Annotated in this window: 18 protein-coding genes and 2 pseudogenes; 8 read left to right on the top strand and 12 right to left on the bottom strand. The window is 71.2% G+C overall.

The genetic code is table 11. The features are described from left to right. Positions 1-8: 8 nt before the first annotated feature. The gene (locus tag D9753_RS14850) at positions 9-368 is read right to left on the bottom strand and encodes an NADH-quinone oxidoreductase subunit A (RefSeq protein ID WP_003992243.1); all 360 of its coding nucleotides are present in this window, start codon (positions 366-368) and stop codon (positions 9-11) included. A 743-nt stretch (positions 369-1,111) separates the two neighbouring features. On the opposite strand from D9753_RS14850, the gene D9753_RS14855 reads away from it, so the two are divergent. Next, positions 1,112-1,966: a C40 family peptidase gene (locus D9753_RS14855; protein WP_121787449.1), complete on the top strand. Its 855-nt coding sequence runs from the start codon at positions 1,112-1,114 to the stop codon at positions 1,964-1,966. Between the two features lie 102 nt (positions 1,967-2,068). Here the strand turns inward: D9753_RS14855 and D9753_RS14860 are convergent, their stop codons facing one another. Then, positions 2,069-3,403 (bottom strand): geranylgeranyl reductase family protein, encoded by a 1,335-nt coding sequence (locus tag D9753_RS14860; RefSeq protein WP_121787450.1) that lies wholly within the window; start codon positions 3,401-3,403, stop codon positions 2,069-2,071. A 47-nt stretch (positions 3,404-3,450) separates the two neighbouring features. On the opposite strand from D9753_RS14860, the gene D9753_RS14865 reads away from it, so the two are divergent. Together D9753_RS14865 and D9753_RS14870 are read left to right on the top strand one after the other, a co-directional pair. Continuing rightward, positions 3,451-3,969, top strand: a complete 519-nt coding sequence (locus tag D9753_RS14865) for a GNAT family N-acetyltransferase (protein WP_121787451.1) — start codon at positions 3,451-3,453, stop codon at positions 3,967-3,969. Between the two features lie 136 nt (positions 3,970-4,105). Then, positions 4,106-4,386 (top strand): annotated as a pseudogene (locus D9753_RS14870) (PASTA domain protein). Positions 4,387-4,402: 16 nt separating this feature from the next. Here the strand turns inward: D9753_RS14870 and D9753_RS14875 are convergent. The 5 genes from D9753_RS14875 to D9753_RS14895 form a co-directional block, all read right to left on the bottom strand. After that, positions 4,403-5,098, bottom strand: a complete 696-nt coding sequence (locus D9753_RS14875; RefSeq protein ID WP_121787452.1) for a demethylmenaquinone methyltransferase — start codon at positions 5,096-5,098, stop codon at positions 4,403-4,405. An 85-nt stretch (positions 5,099-5,183) separates the two neighbouring features. Beyond that, entirely contained in the window at positions 5,184-5,837 is a 654-nt protein-coding gene (locus D9753_RS14880) for an amidohydrolase family protein (RefSeq protein ID WP_121787453.1), read from the bottom strand. A 7-nt stretch (positions 5,838-5,844) separates the two neighbouring features. After that, the gene (mqnC, locus tag D9753_RS14885; protein ID WP_121787454.1) at positions 5,845-7,044 is read right to left on the bottom strand and encodes a cyclic dehypoxanthinyl futalosine synthase; all 1,200 of its coding nucleotides are present in this window, start codon (positions 7,042-7,044) and stop codon (positions 5,845-5,847) included. Between the two features lie 80 nt (positions 7,045-7,124). Continuing rightward, on the bottom strand, positions 7,125-7,958 hold the full coding sequence (locus tag D9753_RS14890) for a prepilin peptidase (RefSeq protein ID WP_121791074.1): 834 nt from the start codon (positions 7,956-7,958) through the stop codon (positions 7,125-7,127). 95 nt (positions 7,959-8,053) lie between these two features. Next, positions 8,054-8,902, bottom strand: coding sequence for a menaquinone biosynthetic enzyme MqnA/MqnD family protein (locus D9753_RS14895; RefSeq protein ID WP_121787455.1), 849 nt, complete (start codon positions 8,900-8,902; stop codon positions 8,054-8,056). Positions 8,903-9,188: 286 nt separating this feature from the next. Between D9753_RS14895 and D9753_RS14900 the strand changes: the two genes are divergently transcribed. Next, positions 9,189-9,392, top strand: a complete 204-nt coding sequence (locus D9753_RS14900) for a cold-shock protein (RefSeq protein WP_073499902.1) — start codon at positions 9,189-9,191, stop codon at positions 9,390-9,392. A 155-nt stretch (positions 9,393-9,547) separates the two neighbouring features. Here the strand turns inward: D9753_RS14900 and D9753_RS14905 are convergent, their stop codons facing one another. After that, positions 9,548-11,161 carry a serine/threonine-protein kinase gene (locus D9753_RS14905; protein ID WP_121787456.1) on the bottom strand — a complete coding sequence of 538 codons (1,614 nt, stop codon included), beginning with the start codon at positions 11,159-11,161 and terminating at the stop codon, positions 9,548-9,550. Between the two features lie 85 nt (positions 11,162-11,246). On the opposite strand from D9753_RS14905, the gene D9753_RS14910 reads away from it, so the two are divergent. Beyond that, on the top strand, positions 11,247-11,894 hold the full coding sequence (locus tag D9753_RS14910) for a class I SAM-dependent methyltransferase (protein WP_121787457.1): 648 nt from the start codon (positions 11,247-11,249) through the stop codon (positions 11,892-11,894). On the opposite strand, the gene D9753_RS14915 is transcribed toward D9753_RS14910, so the two are convergent. Beyond that, complete coding sequence (locus D9753_RS14915) at positions 11,853-12,107, bottom strand: DUF397 domain-containing protein (RefSeq protein ID WP_121787458.1); 255 nt, start codon at positions 12,105-12,107, stop codon at positions 11,853-11,855. The two genes, D9753_RS14910 and D9753_RS14915, sit on opposite strands and share 42 nt — an antisense overlap. Next, entirely contained in the window at positions 12,104-12,964 is an 861-nt protein-coding gene (locus D9753_RS14920) for a helix-turn-helix domain-containing protein (RefSeq protein ID WP_240468156.1), read from the bottom strand. Before D9753_RS14920 ends, D9753_RS14915 begins: the two co-directional genes overlap by 4 nt. Positions 12,965-13,072: 108 nt before the next feature. On the opposite strand from D9753_RS14920, the gene D9753_RS14925 reads away from it, so the two are divergent. Continuing rightward, the gene (locus D9753_RS14925) at positions 13,073-13,588 is read left to right on the top strand and encodes an ATP-binding protein (protein WP_121787460.1); all 516 of its coding nucleotides are present in this window, start codon (positions 13,073-13,075) and stop codon (positions 13,586-13,588) included. Here D9753_RS14925 and D9753_RS14930 read toward each other — a convergent pair. Together D9753_RS14930 and D9753_RS39010 are read right to left on the bottom strand one after the other, a co-directional pair. Then, the gene (locus tag D9753_RS14930) at positions 13,488-15,428 is read right to left on the bottom strand and encodes an AMP-dependent synthetase/ligase (protein WP_240468157.1); all 1,941 of its coding nucleotides are present in this window, start codon (positions 15,426-15,428) and stop codon (positions 13,488-13,490) included. The two genes, D9753_RS14925 and D9753_RS14930, sit on opposite strands and share 101 nt — an antisense overlap. A 512-nt stretch (positions 15,429-15,940) precedes the next feature. After that, positions 15,941-16,484, bottom strand: a pseudogene (locus tag D9753_RS39010) (IS630 family transposase); the annotation flags it as partial. A gap of 172 nt (positions 16,485-16,656) precedes the next feature. On the opposite strand from D9753_RS39010, the gene D9753_RS14940 reads away from it, so the two are divergent. Both D9753_RS14940 and D9753_RS14945 read left to right on the top strand, forming a co-directional pair. Continuing rightward, positions 16,657-16,998, top strand: a complete 342-nt coding sequence (locus D9753_RS14940) for a PadR family transcriptional regulator (protein WP_121787462.1) — start codon at positions 16,657-16,659, stop codon at positions 16,996-16,998. After that, on the top strand, positions 16,995-17,951 hold the full coding sequence (locus tag D9753_RS14945; protein WP_121787463.1) for a hypothetical protein: 957 nt from the start codon (positions 16,995-16,997) through the stop codon (positions 17,949-17,951). Before D9753_RS14940 ends, D9753_RS14945 begins: the two co-directional genes overlap by 4 nt. Positions 17,952-18,035: the final 84 nt, after the last annotated feature.

The raw sequence follows: 18,035 nt of genomic DNA on the forward strand, positions 1-18,035 counted from the left end.
AAGGCCCCTCAGTCCCATTCCAGGCCGCCGCGCCGCCATACGTACGCGTACGCGACGAAGACGGTGAGCACGAAGAGCAGCATCTCCACGAGCCCGAAGATCCCCAGGGCGTCGAAGGTGACGGCCCAGGGGTAGAGGAAGACGATCTCGATGTCGAAGACGATGAAGAGCATCGCCGTCAGGTAGTACTTGATGGGGAAGCGCCCGCCGCCGGCCGGCGTGGGGGTCGGCTCGATGCCGCACTCGTAGGCTTCGAGCTTGGCGCGGTTGTACCGCTTCGGACCGATCAGCGTGGCCATGACCACGGAGAAGATCGCAAAGCCTGCCCCGAGGGCTCCCAGTACGAGGATGGGCGCATACGCGTTCACCGCTCCTCGCTCCTCTCAGTCGGCACTGACTGCTGGCGGTTGGCCGGGCCCGCGTCCGCTCACCGGTCCCCCGGGCCCCGCTCGTCCCGAGCGAAGATCGAGAACATGTGAAGCAGGTCACAAGCCCAACTGCCTCGCATCCTATGCCTGCCGCTCTGTGATCTGCGACACGGGGTATTACACAAGCTTTGTGATCTCCACCACCTGACCAAGGATCATGAAGCCGGATGATGGGTGATCTTCACACGCGAAGCGTTCAGTTGATCACCAGAAGTGACATTTCCGCTCGTCACCGCAGGCCGGAGGGGTCGTCTCAATATCAAGAGGGTTCCGGTGCACGCAAATTGGCGTCGGACGTGCGGGGCTGGTAAAGGGCCGCATTCACACGTCAGAGGGAGGGGAGGAGCGAGGTGTGGACGGGGGCCGGGGCGCGTGCGCGTGCTCACCGGTCGCGCACGGGCGGGACGCCATGGTTCCGGTGACCGTTCCGTGACCTCCACCACACCCGTGAGAGTGCCGTGAGAACCGGGCTTGGCCAACGACCCCCACCGGTGGTAGGCGCGGAGCAATCCGGACGTAATGATCAAAGACCGTGATCAAGGGCTTGATCACGACAGTCCGCAATGTCCGTTAGGGCGTCAATAAAGAGCGACACGCCCGGGATTACGGGGTTCGATTGAACAACTGTGGCGCACCACACGTTTCTTGAAGATATGAAGGAGCCCCTGGTACCGGTTGTTCCCATGTCCCACACCGCTCACATACGCAGCCACCGGAAGCCCCGCCGCAGCGCGTCGACCCTCGCGATGCGGGCCGGAGTTGCCGGCGGCGTCCTCGGCACCCTGGCGGTCGCCGGGGCGTCCGGCTCGGCGAACGCTGCCGAGCCGGTGACGCAGACGCTCGAACTGCCCACCCTGACGGCCGACCTGGCCACCCAGGCCGCCCAGTCCGCGGACGCCACCCAGCAGGCCGCCGCGAACTACCAGTTGCAGGCCGAGCGTGACGCGGCTGCCGCAAAGGCCGCGAAGCAGGCCAAGGCGGACCTCGCCGATGCCCGGCAGAAGGCGGCGGAGGCCAAGAAGAAGGCCGAGGAGACGGCCCGCAAGGAGGCCGCCGCACGCGCCACGCGCAACGCGGAGCGGACGACGCTGTCCGCCACGGCGAGCAGCGACACCAGCACCACGACCACCTCCACGTCCACGTCCACCGGCACCTCGACGTCCACCGGCACGTCCACGGGCACCGGTTCGGCCGCGGCCGTCATCGACTTCGTCAGGGCCCAGGTCGGCAAGGCCTACGTCTCCGGCGCCACCGGCCCGTCCGCCTACGACTGCTCCGGCCTGGTCCAGACGGCCTTCCGGCAGGTCGGCATCAGCCTGCCGCGCGTCTCCCAGGACCAGTCGACCGCCGGCACCCAGGTCTCGCTGGACAACCTCCAGCCGGGCGACATCCTGTACTGGGGCAGCGCGGGCAGCGCGTACCACGTCGGCGTGTACGTCGGCGGCGGCATGTTCGTGGGCGCCCAGAACCCCTCCACGGGCGTCGTGGAGCGCCCGCTGTCGTACGACCCGCCCACCGGCGCCGTGCGGGTGCTCTGAGCGCCTCCCGCACCTCTCACGCGCGTGAGGGCCGCAGCCCCTTCGGGGGCTGCGGCCCTCATGTCGCCCCGGGCGCCGGTCCGGTCGGCGCCCGGGGGCGGCTCACGCCTTCGGGGCCACCCTGCTCAGGCCGTTGATGATGCGGTCCATCGCGTCGCCGCCCGTCGGGTCGGTGAGGTTCGCGAGGAGCTTCAGGGTGAACTTCATCAGCATCGGGTGCGTCAGGCCGCGCTGGGCGGCGATCTGCATGACCTTCGGGTTGCCGATGAGCTTCACGAAGGCGCGGCCGAGGGTGTAGTAGCCGCCGTAGGTGTCCTTGAGGACGCGCGGGTAACGGCCGAGGGCGATCTCGCGCTGGGCGGGCGTGGCCCGCGCGTGGGCCTGGACGATGACGTCTGCGGCGAGCTGGCCGGATTCCATGGCGTAGGCGATGCCCTCACCGTTGAAGGGGTTCACCAGGCCGCCGGCGTCGCCCACGAGCAGCAGCCCGCGGGTGTAGTGCGGCTGACGGTTGAAGGCCATGGGCAGGGCGGCGCCGCGGATCGGGCCGGTCATGTTCTCGGGGGTGTAGCCCCAGTCCTGCGGCATGGAGGCGCACCACGCCTTGAGGATCTCGCGCCAGTCCAGCTCCTTGAAGGAGGCGGAGGTGTTGAGGACGCCGAGGCCGACGTTGGAGGTGCCGTCGCCCATGCCGAAGATCCAGCCGTAGCCGGGCAGCAGGCGGTCCTGGGCGCCGCGCCGGTCCCACAGTTCCAGCCAGGACTCCAGGTAGTCGTCGTCGTGGCGCGGCGAGGTGAAGTACGTGCGCACGGCGACGCCCATGGGGCGGTCCTCGCGGCGGTGCAGGCCCATCGCGAGGGACAGGCGGGTGGAGTTGCCGTCGGCGGCGACGACGAGCGGCGCGTGGAAGGTGACCTCGCGCTTCTCCTCGCCGAGCTTGGCGGTGACGCCGGTGATGCGGCCGGTGCGGTCGTCGAGGACCGGCCCGCTCACGTTGCAGCGCTCGTACAGGCGGGCGCCGGCCTTCTGCGCGTTGCGGGCGAGCTGCTCGTCGAAGTCGTCGCGCTTGCGTACGAGTCCGTAGTCCGGGAAGGAGGCGAGATCCGGCCAGTCGAGCTGGAGGCGGGCGCCGCCACCGATGATGCGCAGGCCCTTGTTGCGCATCCAGCCGGCCTCCTCGGAGATGTCGATCCCCATGGTGACGAGCTGCTTGACCGCGCGCGGGGTGAGACCGTCGCCGCACACCTTCTCGCGCGGGAACGCGGTCTTCTCCAACAGCAGGACGTCGAGGCCGGCCTTGGCGAGGTGGTACGCGGTCGTGGAGCCGGCTGGCCCCGCGCCCACGACGATCACATCGGCGGTGTGGTCGGAGAGGGGCTCGGTCACGGCGGGATCTCCCCAAGGTTCGGAATGTGCGTGCCGACCGGCACTGGACATGGGCAGTCTATTCAGCAGAATTGATCACCCGGATGAAGGGCTGCCCTGTGAACCGACCTCTTCCCGCGGTACGGCTGCGCGTCCCCACGCACGAGGACGCGGTCGCCTGGCACCGGGTCTTCGACGACCCGGAGGTCATGGAGTTCTACGGCGGCAGGCCGGCGGCGCTGTCGGTCTACGAGGAACTCACCGCGCGCCAGCGGCGGCACGACGCGGAGCTGGGCTTCTGCCTGTGGACCCTGCTGGACGGGACCGGCGAGGTGATCGGGTTCACCGGCGCCCAACCGTGGCGGCCCGGCTGGGGTCCCGTGGGCGAGACGGAGATCGGCTGGCGGCTCGGCCGGGCGCACTGGGGCCGGGGGTACGTCACCGCGGCGGCGCGGGAGACGCTCAGGCGGGTGCGGGCTGCCGGGGTGCCGGGTGTGGTGGCGATGGTCCGGTCGGACAACGAGCGGTCGATAGCGGTGACTCGGCGGCTGGGCATGGAGCCGGCGGAGACCTACACGCATCCGACGCTCAACGAGCCGGCGCTCTGCTTCCGACTCAATCTCAGTGACGCACAGTAGTCGTCTGTCACAGAAAGACACCGAAGGCTTCCGGGTGGACCGGGCCGGAGTTACCCTTCCCGTACCGCTGGGGGTGACATCTGTGCGTATACCACCCGAAACACCCGACGTGCGCGTCCCGCGTCTGGTCGGCCTGATGGCCGTGGACGCGCGTGACGCGGCCCGGAGGCACGGGCTGTTCCTCGACGCGCCGGACCGCCCGGACTTCCACCGCACCGTCGTCGACTACGTCGTACGCCAGTATCCGCAGCCCGGCGCCGAGGTGCCCCGGACTCGATGGTGCACGTGTGGTTCGACCTCGGTGAGGGCGAGGGCGGCGGAGGCGTTCGGGAACCGCGCGTTCCGCGACCCCCGACGGGTGGACTGCCGCGCGAACTCGGCGAGCCGGGGCACACGTTCGAGATGATCGGGCGCTGAGCCGCGCGGGAGCGGCTCAGGCCTCCTTGAAGCCCCGGTGCAGCGCGACGACACCGCCGGTGAGGTTGCGCCACGCCACCTTCGACCAGCCGGCGCCGCGCAGTCGTCCGGCGAGGGCGGGCTGGTCGGGCCAGGCCCGGATCGACTCGGCGAGGTAGACGTAGGCGTCGGGGTTGGAGGAGACCGCGCGCGCGGCCGGCGGCAGCGCCCGCATCAGGTACTCGGTGTAGACGGTCCGGAAGGGCGCCCAGGTCGGGTGCGAGAACTCGCAGATCACGACGCGTCCGCCGGGCCGGGTGACCCGGTACATCTCCCGCAGGGCGGCGTCCGTGTCCTGGACGTTGCGCAGGCCGAAGGAGATCGTCACGGCGTCGAAGGTGTCGTCCTTGAAGGGCAGTCTCGTCGCGTCGCCCGCGGTGAACGGCAGCCAGGCGTGCCTGCGCTTGCCGACCTGGAGCATGCCGGTCGAGAAGTCGCAGGGGACGACGTACGCGCCCGTCCGCGCGAAGGGCAGCGAGGAGGTGGCCGTGCCGGCGGCGAGGTCCAGGACCTTCTGCGCGGGGCGCGCGTCGACCGCCTTCGCCACCTCCCGGCGCCAGCGCCGGTCCTGGCCGAGCGACAGCACGTCGTTCGTCAGGTCGTACCGTTCCGCCACGTCGTCGAACATCGAGGCGACTTCGTGCGGCTGCTTGTTCAGGGAGGCGCGGGTCACCCGCCCATTCTTGCAGCCCGGTCCCACGGCGGGGGCCCCGGCTCGCGCCCGCGGACCGGGGCCGGCGGCAGGGGTCCGGCGCGGGTCAGCGGCGGCGGTACAGCAACCGGCCCTCGATGACGGTCGCCACGCAGGCGGCGGCCCCGCGGCCGGCGAGGGCGGTCTCGTCGGGCACGTCGAACACGGCGAAGGTGGCGGCCCTGCCCTCGTACGGCAGGAGGGGCGCGAGGACCGCCTCGGCGAGGGGGCGCCGCCCGGCCAGCGGGTCGAGGGACGGCGGGCCCGGCGGCTCGGCGGCCCGCTCCCGGCTCGTCATCCCCGCCCGGCGTACGGCGTCCGCCACGGCCGGGCGCCGCAGCGGCCCCGCCACGGCCACGGTGCCGTGGGCGAGCATCCGCTGCACCCCGCGCCGGGCGCTCGCACCCCACCGCGCGTCGGTCATGCCGAGGGCGGCCAGGGCCGTTTCGCCGGTGAGCGGCTCACCGCCGAGCGCGTCGGCCTCGCGCGGGTCGGGATGGTAGGTCCGCTCCAGCAGTTCGGGCCCGTACGGGTTGAGCAGGCCGGGCGTGAGGAGGCCCGGCCAGCGGCGTACGCGCGCGGCCGGGTGTGCGGCGGCCAGCTCGTCGTACGGGCCGACGGCCGCGATCGTCCGGCCGTCGGCGAGGAGCGCGCCCCGGGGCAGCGGGGCGCGTCGCGGGTCGCCGGTGACGAGGAGGTCCGCGGTGTGAAGGGTCAGCACGGCGGGCTCAGTTGGAGGCCAGCAGCTTCAGCTCGGGGTGGGCGGTGCCGCCCTCGATGGCCGTGGAGGAGATGTGGGAGGCCACGCGGTCGTCGGCGGGGTCGTTCGCCGGGTCGTCGTGGACGACGAGGTGCTCGTAGGTGGTGGCGCGCTGGGCCGGCACCCGCCCGGCCTTCCGGATCAGGTCGATGATCTCCAGGCGGTTGGAGCGGTGCCTGGCGCCGGCCGAGGAGACCACGTTCTCCTCCAGCATGATCGAGCCGAGGTCGTCCGCGCCGTAGTGCAGGGAAAGCTGGCCGACCTCCTTGCCGGTGGTGAGCCAGGAGCCCTGGATGTGCCGGACGTTGTCCAGGAAGAGGCGGGCGATCGCGATCATCCGCAGGTACTCGAAGAGCGTCGCCTGCGTGCGGCCCTTCAGGTGGTTGTTCTCGGGCTGGTAGGTGTACGGGATGAACGCGCGGAAGCCGCCGGTGCGGTCCTGCACGTCACGGATCATCCGCAGGTGCTCGATGCGCTCGGCGTTGGTCTCGCCGGTGCCCATGAGCATCGTCGACGTCGACTCCACGCCCAGCCGGTGCGCGGTCTCCATGATCTCCAGCCAGCGCTCGCCGCTCTCCTTGAGCGGGGCGATGGCCTTGCGCGGCCGTGCGGGCAGGAGTTCCGCGCCGGCGCCCGCGAAGGAGTCGAGACCGGCCTCGTGGATCCGGGTGATGGCCTCCTCGACCAAGACGCCGGAGATCCGGGCCATGTGCTCGACCTCGGACGCGCCCAGCGAGTGGATCACGAGCTGCGGGAAGGCGTCCTTGATGGCCTTGAAGTGCTTCTCGTAGTACTCCACGCCGTAGTCCGGGTGGTGGCCGCCCTGGAACATGATCTGGGTGCCGCCGAGTTCGATGGTCTCCGCGCAGCGGCGCAGGATGTCGTCGAGGTCGCGGGTCCAGCCCTTGGCGGTGTCCTTGGGGGCCGCGTAGAAGGCGCAGAACTTGCACGCCGTGACGCACACGTTCGTGTAGTTGATGTTCCGCTCGATGATGTACGTGGCGATGTGCTCGGTGCCGGCGTACATACGGCGGCGCACCGCGTCGGCGGCGGCGCCGAGGGCGTGCAGGGGCGCGTCGCGGTACAGCTCCAGCGCCTCTTCGGGGGTGATCCGCCCACCGGCGGCGGCACGGTCGAGGACGGACTGGAGGTCGGCCTTCTCGGTCACCGGCGTCCCTTTCGCAAGGTTTTGGTCAGGGTTGTGGACGGACCGAACCAGCCTACGCCAGCGGGTTTCCGGCGCTGACCTCAGGCCGCGTACGCGCCGATCAGCACTCCGGTGAGGACGCCGGCCAGGAGGAACGGGCCGAACGGTACGGCGGTCCTGCGGTCGGCGCGCCGGGCCAGGACGAGCGCGCCGCCGTAGAGGGCGCCGAGGAGGAATCCGGCGAAGGCGCCGAGCAGCACGGTGGGCCAGCCGTACCAGCCGAGTACGGCGCCCGCCCCCACGGCCAGTTTCACGTCGCCGAAGCCCATGCCGGCGGGGTTGATCAGGTACAGCACGAAGTAGCCGGCGCCGAGCGCGAGGGCGCCGTAGAGGGCGGTGGGCCAGCGGCCGGCGTGCTCGGGGAGCAGGGCGGCGAGGCCGAGCAGGGCGAGAGCGGTGGCGGCGAGCGGCAGGGTCAGCGGGTCGGGCAGCCGTCGCACCCGCAGGTCGACGGCGGCCAGCAGGACGCCGACGGGCGCGAGCAGCAGCCAGACCGCCAGTTCGGGCCGGGTGCCGGTGGCGGCGGCGAGGGCGGCACAGACGAGGGCGGTGACGGCGGCGAGGAGGGGGGCGGAGGGGGCGCGGCGGGAGGCGCCCGCCGCGTTCCCCGAGAGCCCGGCATCGGCGTACGGCCCACCGCCCGCGCCACTCGCCGCGTCACCGCGCCCGTCCGCACCGGCGTACGCCCCACCGTCCGGCCCGCATGCGGCGCACCGCGCGGGGCCCAGCCAGCCTCGGACGGGGTGGCCGGTGGGGCAGTGGGTGCGCCAGGGGGCGCCGGGCGGGACGGCGAAGCGGTAGGCGGCGCGGGGCAGCAGCGTGCCCGCCAGCGCGCCCCACACCCCGGCGACGAGCGCCAGCGCCCCCGTGGTCAGCTCCACATCCCCCACCCCCCTCGCCCTGCCCGCCCCCGGTCCCTACCCGGTTCGGGCCGCCGCCACCGCTCGCGCGGCCGGGGCCCCGGCGGACCCTACGGCTTGAGCAGCTCGACCTTCACATCGGCGGGGAAGCCCGTCGTGGGGCCGACCCGGCGGGCGAACTCGGCGACGGCCGCCAACTGCGGGGCGCCGAAGCTGAAGTCGAGGGTGGTGAAGTACTGGGCGAGGGTCGCCTCGTCGAAGGCCTCCCAGCGGGCGGCCTGTTCGGCGACCTTGCCGACCTCTTCCAGGGAGAGGTTGCGGGATTCGAGGAAGGCCTCGTGGACCCGGTGGGTGATGAACGGCTCGCGCTCCAGGTAGTCCCGGCGGGCCGCCCACACCGCGAAGACGAACGGCAGGCCGGTCCACTCCTTCCACAGCGCGCCGAGGTCGTGCACCTCCAGGCCGTAGCGGGGGCCGTCGAGGAGGTTGGCGCGCAGGGCGGCGTCGCCGATGAGGACGGCGGCCTCGGCCTCCTGCATCATCAGGCTGAGGTCGGGCGGGCAGGTGTAGTACTCGGGCTCGACGCCGTACCGCTCGGCGAGCAGTAGCTGCGCGAGCCGGACGGAGGTGCGTGAGGTCGAACCGAGGGCGACGCGGGCGCCGTCCAGCCGGTCCAGCGGGACCTGGGAGACGATCACGCAGGACATCACCGGGCCGTCGCAGCCGACGGCGATGTCGGGGAAGGCGACCAGTTGGTCGGCGTGCTTGAGGAACTCGACCAGGGTGACGGGGCCGATGTCGAGTTCCCCGCGCACGAGCCGTTCGCTGAGCTTCTCCGGCGTGTCCTTCGTCAGGTCGAAGTCGAGGAGCGTGCCGGTTCTCGCGAGCCCCCAGTAGAGGGGCAGGCAGTTCAGGAACTGGATGTGGCCGACGCGCGGCCGGGTGCGAGATTTGTCCACATCGCGACACTAGACCCCGTCCGTCACGGTGCCGGGACCGCCCCCACCGTCGAGGGGCGGACCGAACGTTCAAACATCCGGGTGACGTGATCTTGACCTCTATTGCTTTCGGCGGCCCGCGTGCTAGGCTCGCCGCAAGTTGCAGTTTGGTTTCCCTTGCAGTACAGAGCCTGCGGAGCATGTGACCGCGGGCTCTCGTCGTATTCAGACGAATGCAGTTGTGCAGCACCGTTTCGCACGTGCAGGTTCTGGAGCAGGGCAACCCTTTTGAGCCCAGGGAGGGCTTATGGCTACCGGAACCGTGAAGTGGTTCAACGCCGAAAAGGGCTTTGGCTTCATCGCCCAGGAGGGCGGCGGCCCCGACGTCTTCGTCCACTACTCCGCGATCAACGCGCAGGGTTTCCGTTCGCTGGAGGAGAACCAGGCGGTCTCCTTCGACGTGACGCAGGGCCCGAAGGGTCCGCAGGCGGAGAACGTAACCCCCGTCTGATCACTCCCTGATCGCAGAACCTGAGTGCAGTACCCAAGGAGCCCCGCGCCTTCCGGCAACGGGGCTCCTGCCTTTTCCCGTTCATTTCCGGTTCGCCTCCCCCGCGCCCCCCGCAATGCGCGGTCGGGATTCCCGGGCTTTCCGGCACGGACCCCTTAGGACGCCCGCCAGACCGTCAGGTCTCCCTGGACGAAGCCGGACTCCGGTATCGCGGTGGACTTCGTCTGGATCACGAACAGGGCGATGTCCCCGGAGGGGTGCTTGATACAGATCTCGCTTCCGGCCGACGCCCCGGCGAGCGGGAGACGGTGGCTCCTGGCGTTCTTCAGGACGACACGGCACTGGTCGAGGGTGGTGCCGTGCGCACCGAACATCTGGACGAGCACACTGGTGCCGCTCTCCAGTTCGCAGCCGGTCATCTCGCAGTCGAAGCGGAGGTCGCCCTTGCGGCCGTCCGGGCCGGCGTCCGGGTCGGCGAGGCTCAGCGAGTTCTTCCGGGTCAGGTTCCGCAGGGGGTAGGAGTGGGCCACCGGCGCCGAGACCGCCGCCCCGCCGTCGCCCTTCGCGCCCGACGGGCGCCCTGGGGGTGACTTCGGTGACACCGACGACGACGGCCTGGTCGACTCGATCGAGTCCGCCGTCGACCAGGGCCCGGACCCGGACTCGTCTGCGGCGACCGTCCCGGAGCCGTACCGGTCGGCCACCGCGTCCCTGACGGCCCACACCAGACCCGTCAGCGTCAGCGCCCCCGCCACCACCGCGGCGGCCGTGATCAGTGCCGTCCGCCGTCCGCGCGCCTTCCGCTGCCCGGGCGCCGGCTGCGGGCCCCCGGTGAGCGGCAGTGTGCTTACCGCGGTCGGCTCCGGCACCGGGGCCGGAATCATGACCTCTGGTCCGGTGACGTCCCGCCACACGGCGGGTCCGCCGCCCGCGTCGGCGTCCGTGCCCAGCCGCCGCCGGCACCACTGAAGGATCTCCGCCGTCGTGGCGCGTTGCGCCGGATCGGCGTCCAGGCACCGGGCGAGCAGCGGACGCAGCGGCTCCGGCAGCACGGACAGGTCGGGTCGTGAGTGCACGATCCGATACAGGATGTTGACCGCCGGGCCGTCGCCGTACAGCGGCCTGCCCAACGCAGCGAACGCCGCGGTCTGCCCGAGCGCGAAGACATCGGTCGCCGCCGTGACCTCTCCCCCGGACGCCTGCTCCGGGGCCATGAACGACGGCGTGCCGATCGCGCCTCCCGTAGCCGTGTACGCCGTCCCGTCCGCGGCCAACGCGATACCGAAGTCGATCACCCGCGGCCCGTCGGCGGCCAGCAGCACGTTCGACGGCTTCAGGTCCCGGTGCACGATCCCCGCGCCATGGATCGCCTGGAGCGCCTCCGCCACCCCCGCCATCAGCCACAGCACCGCCGGTACGGGCAGCGGGCCGCGCCGGGCCACGGCCTCCGTCAGGGACGGCCCCGGCACATAGAGCGTGGCCAGCCAGGGGGGCGTGCCGTCCGCGTCCGCGTCGATCAGCTCGGCCGTGTACGCGCCCCGCACCCGCCGGGCCGCACTGATCTCCCTGCCGAACCGCCGCCGGAACCCCGGGTCGTCGGCCAGCTCCGGCCGTACGACCTTGATCGCCACGGGTCGGCCGCCCCGGGTGTGCGACAGGTAGACCCGGCCCATACCGCCCGCGCCGAGCCTCGCGGCGAGCCGGTAACCCCCCACCACCGGCGGGTCGTCCGCCTGAAGTGGCTGGAAATCCTCCGTCGCATGGTTCATCGGCCCCGTACCCCCCGCTGTGACGCCTTGGCCAGAGACAGCAGCCTAAGGGGGATGTCAGCGGGGCCCGCTACGGTCCCTCCCCATGACCGGTACCGACTTCCTCACCGCCACCCGCACCTTCTACGACACCATCGCCGAGGACTACGCCGGGCGCTTCGCCGACCCGCTCGCCGACAGGCCGCTGGAACGGGCGCTGCTCGGCGCGTTCGCCGAACAAGTCGGCCCCGGCGGCACGGTCGCCGACCTCGGCTGCGGACCCGGCGCGGTCACCGCCCACCTCGCCGGCCTCGGCCTGTCCGTCCACGGCCTGGACCTGTCCGCGTCCATGGTCGCCATCGCCCGCCGCGATTTCCCCGGGCTGCGGTTCGAGCAGGGCTCCATGCTGGACCTCCCCATGGCGGACGGCACGCTGGCCGGGGCCGTCTCCTGGTACTCCAGCATCCACACCCCGGACGACCGACTCCCCGCGCTCCTCGCCGAGTTCCATCGCGTCCTCGCCCCCGGCAGCCGGCTCCTCCTCGCCTTCCAGACCGGCGAGGCACCGCTCCGCCTCGACCGCCCCTGGGGCCGGCCCGTGGTCCTCGACTTCCTCCGGCGCCGACCCGACCGGATGGCCGAGCTGCTCACCGACGCGGGCCTCACCGTCCGCTCCACCACCGTCCGCGAACGGGACGAGTCACTCGGCGAGTCAGCCCCGCAGGCGTTCCTGCTCGCCCAGAAGAAAGGCTGACCACGCGGCGGGCGTGACGGTGACGTGGGGGGCGGCGGGGCGCTTGGAGTCACGGATGTGGATGGCGGTGGGGTGGGCAGCAACTTCCAGGCACTGGCCGCCTTCACCGCTGCTGTGACTCGACTTGCGCCAGTTACAAGCGACTTCGAGGCACTGCCCGCCCTCGCCGTCGCTGTAGCTCGACTTGAACCAGCTCAACTGCTCTATGGTCATCGCTCTTCCAGCATCTTCTCGATCAGATCCAGGGACTCGTGCGGGTTGAGAGCCTGCGCCCGGATGATCCCATAGCGAGCGGCGAGGACGCGGACCTCTTCCCTGTCGGTGATCAAACGCGGGTAACCGTGACTTTCCATGTAGCCCACTTGCTCCTTCCCCTTCGGCGTCAGCAAGGTGAAGGAGTTGTCCAGACAGGGATGTTCGTGTCGGCCTGTCGGCATCACCTGTAGTTGCACGTTACGCATCCGGCTGATCCTCAGTAACTGACGGAGCTGCTCGGCGTGTACGTCCGGACTACCGATCGGCCGCTCCAGCACGGCCTGCTCCATGACGAAGCTGAACTCCATGGGTGGCCACTGCTCGAAGATCTGTTGACGTGAGAGCCGGTCCGCTACCCGCCTCTCGATCGTCTCCTCGTCCAGAGGCGGGTGTCGCTGAGTGAAGACCGCTCGTGAATACTCCTCGGTCTGGAGGAGGCCCAGCACACCCATGGTGCTGTAGTCGTGCAGGGAGACCGCCTGCGCCTCCAACTCGGCATACCCCCGGTACCACTCGGGATGCCGCGTACGCGCCTTGGTCATCGCCTCCTCGACTTGCGGAATGACCTCTTTGAGCAGTCCCCCGGCACCCAGGACCTCGTCCGCCCGCTGCAAGAACTCCGGTCTCGGCGTCCGCACCCCCCTCTCCATGGCCGAGATCTGGTCGGGGCCGAAGTTCACCAGGCTGCCGAACTCCCGTTGGCTGAGCCCCGCCCGTTCCCTCATCAGCCGTAACTGCTTGCCCAGTACGACGAACACCGCAGTCGACCCGTTCTCCTCCGCGGGTGTCTCCGGCCTCCGCTCCCGTTCTTCCAACGCGCCACCTCCGACGAGCCGTACACCAACAAGACGCACCCGTACGACTACACACAGTCGCCGAGTCTCCCCTGGTCAGCGTAGAGAGAACCGGACACGCTCGGTGATGTGAACGCAGAAATCTCCACCCCCGCAACCGAACTCGCGCAACGGCTCAGCGCGACCCCCCGAGGGGCCCGGCTCGCGCGCCGGCTGACCGGCGGTCAGCTCGCCGCCTGGGGATATCCGTACGACGGCGACCTGAACCACACCGCCCAGCTCGTCGTGGCCGAACTCGCCGCCAACGCCGTCACCCACGGCCGCGTCCCCGGACGGGACTTCGAGCTGCGGCTGAAACTGCTGCCCGGGAGGTGCACCCTGCGTATCGAGGTGAGCGACACGCGCAGCGACCGCACCCTGCGGTTCCTGGACGGAGGCCTGCTGGACGAGTCCGGGCGGGGACTGGTCGTCGTCCAGGTCCTGGCGGCACTCTGGGGCGTCGCGGAGCGGGAGGTGGGCAAGACGGTCTGGGCCGAGCTGGCGCTCAGCGCTCGTACAGCCCCTCCACCTCGTCGGCGAAGTCGGACAGGACGCGATCCCGGCGGAGTTTCATCGACGGGGTCAGGTGGCCCGCCTCCTCGGTGAAGTCCACCGGCAGGACGGCGAAGCGGCGGATGGACTCGGGGCGGGAGACCATGCGGTTCGCCTCGTCGACCGCCCGCTGGAGGACCTCGGTCAGCTCCGGGTCGCCGACGAGGAGTTCCGGGGGCACCGGGTGCTTGCCGATCATCTGGCGCCAGTGCGTGATGCCGTCCGGGTCGAGGGTGATCAGGGCGGCCACGTACGGGCGGGCGTCGCCGACCAGGATCACCTGGGAGATCAGCGGGTGCTGGCGCAGCCAGTTCTCCAGCGGGGCCGGGGCCACCGACTTGCCGCCCGCGGTGATCAGGAGTTCCTTCTTGCGGCCGGTGATGGTGAGGTAGCCCTCGTCGTCCAGTTCGCCGATGTCGCCGGTGGGCAGCCAGCCGTCGCGGGTCGCGGGGACCACTCCGCCGGCCTGCGGGTCCCAGTAGCCGCGCAGCACGTGGTCGCCGGCGAGGAGAATCTCGCCGTCGGCCGCGATCCGCACCCGCGTGCCGGGCAGGGGCCAGCCGACTGTGCCCAGGCGGGGCTTGAGGGGCGGGGTGACCGTGGACGCGCCGGTGGTCTCCGTCAGGCCGTACCCCTCGAAGATCTCGATGCCGGCGCCCGCGTAGAACGCGGCGAGCCTCCGGCCGAGCGGGGAGCCGCCGCAGATGGCGTAGCGGACGCGGCCTCCCATCGCGGCGCGGATGCGGCGGTAGACGAGGGGATCGTAGAAGGTGCGCTGCGTCTTCAGGGCTCGGGTGGGGCCGCTGCCGGTGCCGGTCTGGCGGGCCTCCAGCGCCTCGCCGTAGCGCTGGGCGACGGTCGCCGCCCGGTCGAAGACCGCCACCCGGCCGGCGGCCTCCGACTTGGCCCGCGCGGAGTTGTACACCTTCTCCAGCATGTACGGGATGGTCAGCAGGCACGTCGGCCGGAACGCGGCCAGGTCCGGCAGGAGGTCCCGCGGGTCCAGGCTGGGGCTGTGGCCGAGGCGGACGCGGGCGCGGACGCAGGCGACGGCCACCATCCGGCCGAAGACGTGCGACATGGGGAGGAAGAGCAGGACCGAGGGCTCCTCGCCCGGGGACTTGAAGACCGGGTGGAGGAGTTCGATCGCGTTGTCGACCTCGGCGAGGAAGTTGCCGTGCGAGAGGGCGCAGCCCTTGGGGCGGCCGGTGGTGCCGGAGGTGTAGATGAGCGTGGCGAGGGTGTCGGGGCCGAGCATGCCCCGGCGCACGGCCACCTCCCCGTCCGGCACCGCCTCGCCCGACCCGGCGAGCCGGGCCACGTCGTCCCGTTCCATCACCCACACGTGGCACAGGTCGGGCAGGTGCGGGCGTTCGGGGCCGATGGCGGCGGCCTGCGCGGCGGTCTCCGTGACCAGGGCGACCGCGCCGCAGTCGTGCAGGATCCAGCGGGTCTGGAAGACGGAGGAGGTGGGGTACACCGGGACCGTGACCAGGCCGGCCGCCCAGGCGGCGAAGTCCAGCAGGGTCCAGTCGTAGGTGGTCCGGGCCATGACCGCGATCCGGTCGCCCGGCACGAGGCCCGAGGCGATCAGGCCCCTGGCGACCGCCTGCACCTCGGCGGCGAACCGGGCCGCCGTCACGTCCGCCCAGCCGCCGTCGGAGCGTCTGCGGCTGAGGACGGTCGCGTCCGGGGCCGCTTCCGCGTTGTCGTACGGCAGGTCGGCGAGGGAGCCGTGGGTGACCGGCGGCGCGAACGGGGGGACGGACGCCTCGCGTACGGCGCCGTCCAGCCGGCGTACCTCCGGTGCGACGAGGACCGGGCGGCCGTCGTAGTCGACGGCGTGGACGGGGGTGCCGGAGGAGGCTGGGGTGTGCGGGTACGGGGTGGACACGGGCGGCTCCTCTGGCATGCGTGCACCTGTGGTGGGCCCCGGCAGCAAGGCGTTACCGCTGGTTAGGCAGGTGATCGTACGGGCCTGCTGTGAGGGGGTTGTGCGGGTACGGAGAGCATCCGGAGCCGGGAATGTGCAGCGTCGGGGGTTATGTGAGAGGGATTCACCTTCGCGCGTACGGCCAGGAGTGCGAGTGACCCGCCCTGCCTTACCCTCGGTAAGCTTACTTCTGAGTAAGCACCTCTGGCGGCCCACGGGACGCCCGACGCGGCCGTCGCCCGGGCGCCGGTGCCACTGCCGGGCACGGTGACCTACGGCGCCGACGGCAGCGGACGGCTCGCCCTGCGGGACCCGAACGGTGAACTCCACCTGACCGGCGAGGTCCAACCCCTGCCCTGACAGTCGCGGGGGGCACACCATCATCGCCGGGAGCGGACCGTTCTAGTGCCGCATCAGGCAACGTTCGCCCTGTTCACGACCGCGCGGAGGCGTTCGTCGGCGGCGTGCTTGATTCACCAGATGATGTAGCGACTGATCACGCCACCCTGTTCGAATTGTCGAGCACGATCGCGATGCGGATCTCGGGCGGGTAGAGGCTGCGCAGGCAACGGCAGAACTCCAGGAACCTGGTCCGCTTCTTCCTCGGCTTGTTGTGGCCCCGTAGAGCTTGCCCTTGGCCAGGTCATAGGCGGCGAACAGGTGCCGGACCCCGTGCGGGCGGGTGTAGGTCGCCCGCCGGCGGGGCCTCGGCTCCCGGGCGGGGTCCTTGTGGCGGCCACCGCGTTCGGTCCACTGCCGCCCGGGGTGGGGCTGGAGGTTGAGCGGCCCGAACTCGTGCCTGCAGAAGACGACTTCGGGCTCGCCTCCCTCGGGTATGACCTCACCGTCGGCGATCGCGTAGAGGTGTTCGACCTGGGCCTTCTTGGCCGCGTCGTGTGAGGTCTTCCAGGTCTTTATGCATTGAAATCAGACGCCTTCCTCGCGGGGCAGGGCCCGAAGGCCCTCGTGGCTGATGTCGTCGAACGCCCCCTCGGCTGCCAAGAAGTCGGCCAGCTTGGCTGGGAATGACATTCCGCTCGGCCCGGACCAGGTCGCGGTGAGCATCCGCCAACGCCGCGCGGGTGCGTCGAGGAGATCGCCGTCGCGCCCGCCGGCCGGGCGTGGAGGTGCCGCCGGTGATCACCCAGGGCTGGCGGATATATTTCGTAGCTCGATATATGCTCGATGCATGACCAGACCGAATCCGCCCTTGACGGAACCGCAGTACTTCATCCTTGCTGCACTCATGGATGGTCCGTTGCACGGTTACGGCATCATCAAGGCTGCCGAGCAGGCCACCGACGGGAGGCTCCGGATCGCTGTCGGCACTCTCTACGGCGCGTTGGAGCGGATGGAGCGGGCTGGGCTGGTGGCCGCCGGCCATGAGGAGATCGTGGACGGGCGGGCGCGGCGCTACTACCGGCTCACCGAGGACGGCACCCAGGCGCTCGGCCGGGAGGCGCTGCGGATGCAGCAGGCGGCGGCCGTCGTCATCGGACACTCGCGGGACGCCGGAGCGGCCCCGGCATGAATCGTCTGCTGCTTGCGGCCTATCCCGAGCCCTACCGTTCCCGGCAGGGAGAGGAGGTGCTGGCCTGCCTGTCCGAGGCGTATCCCGGCCGCTCCTGGCCCCCGCCGCGGGAAGTTGCCGCCCTGGTGCGCGCCGGGGTGCAGGCCCGCGCCCGTGCCGTCGTCGACGACACGGCCCGGCCGTGGTGGCTGGACGGCATCCATCTGGCCGCCCTGGCCCTCGCCGCGCTGGCGCTGGTTCCGTACATGCAGGATGTGTGGCACTGGGCACTGCACATCGACCCCGGACAGCACGCCATCGCCTTCCGCTTCTCCGGCTGGTACCCGTGGTCCGAAGGTCCTACGCGGATACGGCTGCTGCCCTACGGGCTGCTCCCGCTGGGCTGCCTGATCGCCCTGCTGCGCGGCAGACCGTGGATCGCGCTGCCGGCCGCGGCAGCCATGATCTGGGCCGGCGCCACGTCCCACGGCCGCACCCTCTTCGGCGACGAGGGCAAGGCGGGCCTGGGCTACTACGGTCTCGGCTCCCCGATAACGGCCCGTGACCTGGTGCTGTCGGGGGCACTGTGCGCCGCGTGCGCCGTGCTGGCGCTCTGCCGTCCCAGCCGTCTGCGACGCCGCTCGTACCGCTGGCTGGCCCCCGTCGTGCTCGCCATGTACGTGGCCGGGGGCCTGCACATCATCTCCGTCAGTCCGGCTTTCCAGCGCGGTTTGTTCGTCCTCGAAGTCGCCGCGCTGATCGCCGCGTGGGTGGCGACGGCCGCCACCGGCGACCACCGGTGGCTGATCCCCGTCGCGGCGGTCGCGATCGTCCGCACGCAGGCGATCGTCGTCCGGCCGGACGCGTTCATGCAGTCCTTTCCGGACCTGGTCGTCCTCATCCTGCTGATCGCACCCCTCCCCGCCCTGGCGATCGCCGCCCAGCGCCGACAGGGGCAGGCACTCGCCGAATAGGAGCGGATCCCCGGTGGGCCGGCCGAGCCCGGCGGCCCACGTCGTGCCGGAAGACGTGCGTGACCGAACTCCCCCAACGGAAGA

The organism is Streptomyces dangxiongensis (assembly GCF_003675325.1).
GTDB classification, from domain to species: domain Bacteria; phylum Actinomycetota; class Actinomycetes; order Streptomycetales; family Streptomycetaceae; genus Streptomyces; species Streptomyces dangxiongensis.